This window comes from Deltaproteobacteria bacterium (genome assembly GCA_003696105.1).
Classification (GTDB): Bacteria; Myxococcota_A; Polyangia; order Haliangiales; family J016; genus J016.
Window position 1 is genome coordinate 1 of record RFGE01000112.1, and the last position, 9,090, is coordinate 9,090.

Here is a 9,090-nt window from a genome sequence, read left to right on the forward strand (position 1 = left end):
AGATCGCCGCGCAGCATCGCGTCGAGGCGGGCCTCGTCGATCACCTCGACGCCGTGCGCGGCGGCGGCCGCGAGCTTGGTCCGGCCCGTGTTGGCGCCGGCGACCAGGTAGTCCGTCGACTTGCTCACGGCGCCGGCGACGCGCCCACCTGCGGCTTCGATGTCGCGCTTGATCGCCGCGCGCGGCCGCGACAGCGTGCCGGTGATGACGAACGTCTTGCCGGCCAGCGGCCCGGACGCGGCGGCTTGTTCTGGCTCCACCGGATCGACCCCGCGCGCGATCAACTGCTCGAGCACCGCGCGGTTGTGCGCGTTGCGCAAAAACGCGTCGAGCGAGCGCGCCGTCACCTCGCCGACGCCGTCGATTTCGGTGAGCCGGTCGACGAGCTGGCCGGAATCGGCGAGGGCGAGCAGGTCGCCCAGCCGGCGGTAGCGCGCCGCGATCGCGCGCGCGGCGACGCCGCCGACGTGCGGAATGCCGAGCGCGGCGAGCAGGCGGGACAGCGTCGCCTCCCGGCGCGCGCGGTCGATCGCCGCGACGAGATTGTTGGCGCTCGTCTCGGCAAATCGGTCGAGCTTCTGCACGTCCTCGGCGCGGAGCGCGAATAGATCGGCCACCGTGCGCACGAGCCCCGAGTCGTACAGCGCGCGGACGACTTTCTCGCCGAGGCCGTCGATGTTCATCTGGTCGCGGCCGGCGAAATGTTCGATGCCCGCCAGGACCTGCGCCGGACAGCCGAGCGAGTTCGGGCAGCGCAGCGCGACCGCGCCCTCTTCGCGAACGAGCCGGCTGCCGCACGACGGACACCGCTCCGGCGGCCGCCACGGTTCGCCGGCCGGCTCCACCACGGCGACGACCTGCGGGATGATCTCGCCGGCTTTCTCGACCAGGACGCGCGCGCCGGTGCCGATCCCGAGGCGTGCGACCTGGTCCCAGTTGTGGACCGACGCCCGCTTGACCGTCGTGCCCGACAGTTCGACCGGCTCGAGCAGCGCGACCGGCGTGACGACCCCGGTTCGCCCGACGTTGACCTCGAGCCCGACGACGCGCGTCGTCATCTGGTCCGGCGGGAACTTGTACGCGATCGCCCACCGCGGAAACTTCGACGTCGCGCCGAGCGCGCGCCGCTGCCGGTGATCGTTGACCTTGATGACGAGGCCGTCGACCGCGTAGGGCAGATCGCGATAGCGCTTCGACCACTCGCGAACGAGCGCGACCAGTTGCTCGAACGACCGCACGAGCCGGTTCTCCGGCGAGGTCGGCAAGCCGAGGTCGGCCAGTAGCGCGAGCGTCTCCATGTGAGTCGCGAGGCGGTCCTCGACGCCGACCGCCTCGTACACGATGCAGCGAAGCGGCCGTGCGGCCACCTCGCGCGGGTCGAGCAGCTTGAGCGAGCCGGCCGCGGTGTTCCGCGCATTCTTGTAGGGCGGTTCGCCGGCGGCGATCCGCTCCGCGTTGAGCCGTTCGAAGTCGGCGCGGGCGATGTACACCTCGCCGCGGACCGTGATCGTTTCGGGTCGGCGCAGCCGCAGCGGCACGTCGCGGATCGTCTTGACGTTGGCCGTGACGTCCTCGCCCGTCGTGCCGTCGCCGCGCGTGGCGCCGACCGCCAGCACGCCGTCGACGTACACCAGTTCGACGCCGAGGCCGTCGATCTTCGGTTCGACGACGTACTCGACGCGCGCCTCGGGACCGAGCCCCTTGCGCACGCGCTCGTCGAACGCGGCCAGTTCCGCCTCGTCGTACGTGTTGTCCAGCGACAGCATCGGCACGTCGCGGACGACCTTCGGAAACTCGGAGGCCGGTTCGTGGCCGACGCGCTGCGTCGGCGACCACGGCACGACCCAATCGGGGTGCTGTCGTTCGATGTCGCGCACGCGGCGAACGAGCGCGTCGTATTCGGCGTCGCTGATGATCGGATCGTTCTCGACGTAGTAGCGCCGATCGTGCTCCGCGATCTCGTCGATCAGCGCCAGGTACGCCTGCCGCGTCGCGCCAGTCACGGTCGAGTCAGTGGCCATGCGCACCCGCTGTCGCGACGGTGGTACGGTCGGCTCCCCGCCCCACCTCAGTCATCGAGATGATCGGGGCGCTTGCGCCCCTCGACGAACGCATCGAGCGGAACGTCCGCGTACTCTTCGGCCGCGGGCACCGGCGGCTCGTCGGCCAGTTCGATCTGATCGGTGTCGAGTTCGACTTCTTCGCCGGCATCGATCGGCTCCATCTGACCGGTCTCGGCCTCGTCCTCGGGGAACGGCTTGGTCCCGATCAGACAGCCGGCCTTGATGGTCACTTCGAACGCGCGGTCCGCGAAGTAGGCGTCGATCGCCTCCTTGATGTACCAGAACACGTCCTGCAGTTCTTGCCCCTTGCCGGCGACGCGCTTCCATTCGGGCAACGGGCCGTACTCGATGACCGGCGCAAAGAAAAACTCGCGCGACGACTTGAACAGCAGCGAGAACTCGTCGACGTCGACGCGAGCCGGCGCGAGCCCCGCACGAGCGAGCCACGACTCGCACTCCTCCACCGTCGGATAGCGCGCGAGGTGCGCGTCCAGCCGCTCGAGCGTGTCGTGTTTGTCGTGTTTGACGAGCACCTCGCGGTAGATGTCGTAGAACTCCTGAAACGATCCGCGCAGCGGCAGCGTCGCGCGGACCTCGCCACCGGCTTTCGTCACCCGCGCGAAGTCCGCCAGCGCCGCGGCCGGGTCCGGCATGTCCGGCAGGCCGAGGTTGCACACGACCAGGTCGTAGACCTCGTCGGCGAACGACAGTCGCGGGACGGCGGACTCGGTGCGAAAGAACACCCCCTTGGCGCCAGCCTCGGCGATCTTGTTGCGCGCGACATCGAGCAGCGCCGACGACCCGTCGATCGCGATGAGGCGGCACCCGGGCCCCATGCGGCGCACGATCTCGACCGCCGGATAGCCGGTGCCGCACGCCACGTCGAGGATCTGGCCCTTGTCCGGGATGGCGAGGTCGCGCAGCAGCATGCGCCCGAACGGCTGCGACCAGATCGGGAGAATCTCGCGGTCGTAGATGCGCGCGAGCTTCTCGAACCGATGGGTGCGTTTGCTGTGGGTCGCCACGATCCGTTGCCGTCGGCGGCGCATCATAGCGGGGGACACCCACGTTGCAAGGGCGCGATCGGCCCGCGGAGTTCCTCTGGTCGTCACATGTAGGGGGATGTAGCACTGCGGCCGCCGCGGGTGCAGCGGGGCCGCAGGCGGTCCCGCCGCGGTCGACGGGGCAGGAGCCGCGAAGGCCGGCCCGCCCGCCGCCGGCGTGCCCCCCGTCGGGGTCTCACGGATCGAACCGATACCCGCTGCCGCGCACGGTGACGAAGTGGGCGGGGCGTTCCGGATTCGCCTCCAGTTTCGCGCGCAACTGCGCGACGAAGTTGTCGACGGTGCGGCGCGAGCCGGAGTGGCGCAAGCCCCACACATGACGCAACAGCTCCTCGCGCGAAAACACCTTGGACGGATTTCGCGCGAAGAACAACAGCAGCTCGAACTCGAGGTGCGTGAGCTTGACGGCCCGGCCGCCGCGCCGCACCGTGCGCGTGTCGACGTCGATCTCCACGTCGCCAAAGCGGCGCAGCGCGCCGTCGGACGGCGAATCCGCAGGAGCGAGCGGCGCGTCACGTTGTGCGCGCCGCAGGACGGCGACCACGCGCGCGAGGAGTTCCGCGAGCGCAAACGGCTTGGTCACGTAGTCGTCCGCGCCCAGGCGCAGCGCCGACACCTTGTCGAATTCTTCCCCGCGGGCCGACAGGATGATGATCGGGACCTGGCTCCCCGTCGCGCGCACCCGGCGCAGGACCTCCAACCCGCTCAGCTTCGGCAGGGAAATATCGAGCAGCACCAGGTCGGGCGGGTCGCGCTCGATGCGGGCGACCGCGCTCGGACCGTCGGTCACGACGACGGACTGGTACCCTTCGATGCCGAGGTTGAGCGACAGACCGGTGGCGATGGCATCGTCGTCCTCGACGATGAGGACTTCGATGGGCCGCGGCGGCGGCGGCGTGGTCGGCGTCGTCATGGACATCGTCAGGGGGCGCGCGGCAGCAGCATACTGAACCGCGTGCCCGAACGCGAATCCGATCGAACCCGAACGCGACCGCGGTGCGCGCGCACGATCGCGGACACGATGGTCAGTCCGAGGCCGCTGCCTTCGCTGGCCGCATCGATCGCGGCCCGGCCGCGCTCGAACGTGTCGAAGATGACCCGCTGCTCGGCGCGCGGAATGCCCGGGCCGTGGTCGACGACGGCGATCTCCACCCGCCGGCCCGCGGGCCGGCCGATCAGCTCGATGCGGTCGTCGGCGCCCCCGTACTTGTACGCGTTCACGAGCAGGTTCACGAGCGCCTGGGCGAGCGCGTCGCGATCGCCGAGCACCGCGAGCCCCTCCGGGACGTCCGTGACGAGTTCCACCTGCGCGCCCAGCGCGGCCGCCTGGAGCCCGACGCGCGCGGCGCCGGCGAGTTCGGCGACCTCGACGCGCTCGCGCCGAAACGCGTGGCGGCCGGCCTCGATCTTGGTCAGCTCGATCAGGCGAGCGACGAGCGTCTCGAGGCGCGCGAGTTCGCGCTGCACAAGGTCGAGGCAGCGCTGGCGCTCATCCTCGTCGGCGACCCGGCCCTCGCGCAACATCTCCACGAACATGCGGATCGACGTGAGCGGTGTTCGCAGTTCGTGCGACACGGACGACAAGAAGTCGTTCTGGACGCGCGCGAGGGACGCGCCGCGGCCGATGTAGATCGAACCGAGCACGTAGCCGGTGAGCGCCAGCGCGCAGAACGACAGGACGAGGACGCCGAACAGCAGTCGCACGGACGCCCCGTCACCGCCGATCGCGAGCAGCAGCACGCCGGCGGCCGTCAGCAGGCCCGTCGGCACCACCGCCGCCAAGATCAGCGTGAGCTGCGCACGGCGCAGCGCGACGGACGCGGGCGCGCGGAACCTCACCCGGGCGAGTATAAATCCTTGCCCGAGCGACGGAACTCCTCGGCCTTTTCCGCCAACCCGCGGCGGATCGCTTCGGCCTCGGCGATCCCGTGCGCTCGCGCGTAGTCGCGCACGTCTTGCGTAATCTTCATCGAGCAGAACTTGGGCCCGCACATCGAGCAGAAGTGGGCGCCCTTGGCCGCCGGCGCGGGCAGGGTCTCGTCGTGGTAGGCGCGAGCGGTGTCCGGATCGAGCGACAGGTTGAACTGGTCCTCCCAGCGAAACTCGAACCGCGCCTTCGATAGCGCGTCGTCGCGCTGCTGCGCCAGCGGATGTCCCTTGGCGAGGTCCGCGGCGTGCGCCGCGATCTTGTACGCGATGACGCCCGCCTTGACGTCCTCGCGGTTGGGCAGGCCCAGGTGCTCCTTGGGCGTGACGTAGCACAGCATCGACGTGCCGAACCAGCCGATCATCGCCGCGCCGATCGCCGACGTGATGTGGTCGTAGCCCGGGGCGATGTCGGTGACGATCGGGCCGAGCGTGTAAAACGGCGCGCCGTGGCACACGTCGATCTGGCGGTCGACGTTTTCCTTGATCTTGTGCAGCGGGATGTGCCCCGGCCCTTCGATCATGACCTGCACGTCGTGCTTCCACGCGATCTCGGTGAGCTCGCCCAGCGTTTCGAGTTCGGCGAACTGCGCCGCGTCGTTGGCGTCCGCGATCGAGCCGGGGCGCAGGCCGTCGCCGAGGCTGAACGCGATGTCGTAGCGCTTCATCAGCTCGCAGATGCGCTCGAACTCGGTGTACAGGAAGTTCTCCTTGTGGTGGTACATGCACCACTTCGCCATGATCGAGCCGCCGCGCGAGACGATGCCCGTCACGCGATCGGCGGTGAGCGGAATGTGGCGAAGCAGCACACCGGCGTGAATCGTGAAGTAATCGACCCCCTGTTCGGCCTGCTCCTCGAGGGTCTCCATGAACACGTCGATGTTGAGATCCTCGGCGACGCCGCCGACCTTCTCCAACGCCTGGTAGATCGGCACCGTTCCGACCGGCACCGGCGAGTTGCGCAGGATCCACTCGCGCGTCTCGTGAATGCGGTCGCCGGTGGACAGATCCATGACGGTGTCAGCCCCCCACTTGATCGCCCACCGGAGCTTCTCGACCTCGTCGGCGATGGACGAGTGGACCGCCGAGTTGCCGATGTTGGCGTTGATCTTCACCGCGAAGTCGCGCCCGATGATCATCGGCTCGGACTCGGGGTGGTTGCGGTTGGCGGGGATGATCGCGCGCCCGGCGGCGATCTCGTCGCGGACGAACTCGGGGGTCACCCCCTCGCGGACGGCGACGAACCGCATCTCCTCGGTGATCTCGCCGCGGCGGGCGTAGTGCAGCTGCGACACGTTGGCGTCGCCGCGCGCCAGACGCCGCTCGATCCACGGCTGGCGCAGCTTGGGGAGGCCGTCGCGCAGGTCGTACCCCTGCGGCCCGGACGTGTCGTACACGTCCAGCGGCGGCTCACCGCCGGACAGCTCGATGCGGCGGAACGGCACGCGCAGGCCGTCCACTTCCTTGTACACCTTCGTCGAACGCGGAAACCAGTCGGTCGGCTGGACCGCGGCGACGGGATCGTCGATGACGTTGAGACTCATTGCTTTCCTCCGCCGGCATTACCCGGGTCAGGTTCAGGGGTCGCACGGGCTCGCCGTGCCTCTCAGCACGCAGCTCCCCCAGCAAGGGTGATGTGAAAACCCGCCAACCATAGCGCTTGCTCGCAAAATCGCAAGCGCGGGCCGCCGGCGACGGCCCGGCCGGCGCCCGGTCCGCGCTCGCGTACGCCCGGTCCGCGCTCGCTCGCGCCCCGTTCGCGCTCGCGTGCGCCGCACGCTCCCGTTCGCAATCACGCGCGCCCGGTCCGCGCTCGCGTGCGCCCGGTCCGCGCTCGCGTGCGCCGCGCGTTCCCGTGCGCGTGCGGCGCGCGCGGACTACAGCTTCTGGAACCAGCCCAGCAGCGAAAACGGGGACGTCTTGGCGGCGCCGACGTCGAAGCCGCCACCGCCCTGGCCGGCCTCGCCCTGCCCGAACTCCGGCCCGCCGGGTCCCGCGCCGGCATCGGTCGCCGCGGGCGCCCCGATCCGCACGAGCGTACCGCCGAGCGTGCTCGTGTACAGCGCGCCGGCGTCGCCGTACAGCGCCGCCACCGACGCGGCGGCGAGCGTCTGCGTGAAGTCGATGACGAAGTCGCCGTCGGTGTCCGGGTTCAGTGCGTAGCCCTCGATCACGGTCTCGCCCAGCTCGCACGTGGCGCTCGCAATCGGCGGGTCCACGCTGCGCGTCGCGATCACCTGGTCGGAGGTCACGACCACTCCGCCGTAGAACTTCTCACACCGGCCGCCGGTGCACGTCCCCACCCGCGACGACCGCAGCTCGCCCGTGTCCGCGTACACCGCGAAGAACGCATTGGGCTTGCTCGGATCGTAGCTCTCCAGCCCTCCGGTGCCGAAAAACAGCGCGATGCGCCCGGTCGCGTCCGCACGCGCCCCGATCGTCCCGACGATGGGCCGCTGCGCGCCCAACTCCGCAGTCGCGGCGGTGCTGAACAGCGCCACCGCCCCCGACGGCGTCGTCACCGGCCCGATGCCCTGGGTGAACCCGTTTTCCGGCTCCGTGAGCGGCACCTGGACCTGCGGGTCGATCTTGTAGACATATCCGCACGCGTCCGCGAACACCACGCGGTCGATGCTCCCGTCGAACGTCGGATCGCCCGGTTCGGCCTCGTCGTTCGTCTCGAACGCCGCGATGTCGCTCGTCACCGCGCACTCCGCGTCGAACTGCCACATCAGCGCGCCCGTCTCGACGTCGACGGCCACGACCCGGCGCCCCTTGTCGCTGGCCGCCGGATCCGGGCCGGTCCCGAACACCGCCAGGTACTTGGTGTCGCTCCCGATCTTGACGCGGATCACGACGGGCTTGCTCCGAGCGTAGCCGGCGTCCGACCCCCCGGGCGTCACGGTCCAAAGCGGCGTCGGCCCCACGACCGTTCCGTCCGCGGCGATCGTGTCCGTCACGTCCATCGCGAACACGCTCCGGCCCCCGTTGCCGCCGCCCACCAGGGCGACCGTGTGGAACTCCCCGTCGGACGCGAACTGCACGTCCGCCAGCGTCGGCGACCCGTCCGGGTACGCCGTCACCTTCAGCTCCCCGGCCGTCTGCGTGGCGAAGTAGTCCGCCACCAGCCCCGCCGCGACCTTCGGCGGCACGATCGCCCACTGCTCCTCGCCGTTGCGCGAGTCGGTCAGGTTCGACGGGTTCGTGTACACCGCGTGGATCATCTGGTCCTTCGCCCCGTACAGCACCAGTGTCGGCCGGTTCGCGTGCGCCTGCTCGAACTGGTCCCACTTCGTCTTGTCCGTGAACGACAGGAACCCGTACCACGGCGGCTTGCCGGGCGGCCCCAGCACCGCCGGCGTCGACGTCTCGACCGCTCCGTGCCGAGACAGCGGGATCCCGTCGTTGCCCACGCCAAACCGCGCGCTGCGGACCCACGTCGCTACCTGCGCCGCCGTGGCCTCGCTCGACGTCTGCCCGACCGGCAGCCCCAGCGCGTCGTGCAACGCCTCCGACGACGCGTTCGCCGCCGACAGGTCGACCCGCTGGCCGCCGTCGCTGGTCACCGTGTACACGTGCCGCGCGCCGTCGGCCATCGCGTCCAGCTTCGCCGCCGCGTCCCAGTACACCGTCCCCGTCTGGCTCGTCCCGGTCGCGTTCCCCAGATTCGTCGCGAACAGGTGCCCGCGATCTCCCGGCTGCCGGAACCCGCCCGAGTATGCCACGCCGTCGTGTACCACGACGCCCGCGCGGTAGTGCACCTTGGCCTCCGCGTAGTCGAACTTGATCGTGAGCCCCTTGAGCTCCGGCGTCGTGGTGTGGAAGTCGTTCGAACACATCACCGCCTTCCAGCGGATGGCTCGCCCCACCGGCTTGTCGAAGTTCGCGCACACGTCTCCGCTTCCGTCCCCGCACGCCGCCTGCGTCGCCTCGATCCACACCGGCGGATCCTCGTTGCTCAGGTAGTACTGGATCGTCCCTCCGTTGAGGCTGGCGTCCGGGGTCAGCCGCGCCGACGTCACCACCATCTCCTTGTC

General features: G+C 70.2%; 6 protein-coding genes and 1 riboswitch. All 6 genes read right to left on the reverse strand.

Translation table 11 applies throughout. The features are described 5' to 3' along the window. On the reverse strand, nt 1-2,021 hold a 2,021-nt coding region (gene ligA / locus D6689_07645), incomplete at its 3' end, for an NAD-dependent DNA ligase LigA (protein ID RMH42609.1). Between the two features lie 47 nt (nt 2,022-2,068). Further along, entirely contained in the window at nt 2,069-3,115 is a 1,047-nt protein-coding gene (locus tag D6689_07650) for a methyltransferase domain-containing protein (GenBank protein ID RMH42610.1), read from the reverse strand. A 187-nt stretch (nt 3,116-3,302) separates the two neighbouring features. Further along, a complete protein-coding gene (locus D6689_07655; GenBank protein RMH42614.1) occupies nt 3,303-4,040 on the reverse strand; it encodes a DNA-binding response regulator in 738 nt (245 codons plus the stop codon). An 8-nt stretch (nt 4,041-4,048) separates the two neighbouring features. Beyond that, nucleotides 4,049-5,119, reverse strand: a complete 1,071-nt coding sequence (locus D6689_07660) for a sensor histidine kinase (protein RMH42611.1) — start codon at nt 5,117-5,119, stop codon at nt 4,049-4,051. After that, nucleotides 4,963-6,597: a phosphomethylpyrimidine synthase ThiC gene (gene thiC, locus D6689_07665; GenBank protein RMH42612.1), complete on the reverse strand. Its 1,635-nt coding sequence runs from the start codon at nt 6,595-6,597 to the stop codon at nt 4,963-4,965. Before thiC ends, D6689_07660 begins: the two co-directional genes overlap by 157 nt. Next, nucleotides 6,585-6,687: riboswitch (TPP riboswitch) on the reverse strand. (Overlaps the previous gene by 13 nt.) A 243-nt stretch (nt 6,688-6,930) precedes the next feature. Further along, nucleotides 6,931-9,081 (reverse strand): hypothetical protein, encoded by a 2,151-nt coding sequence (locus D6689_07670; protein RMH42613.1) that lies wholly within the window; start codon nt 9,079-9,081, stop codon nt 6,931-6,933. Nucleotides 9,082-9,090: the final 9 nt, after the last annotated feature.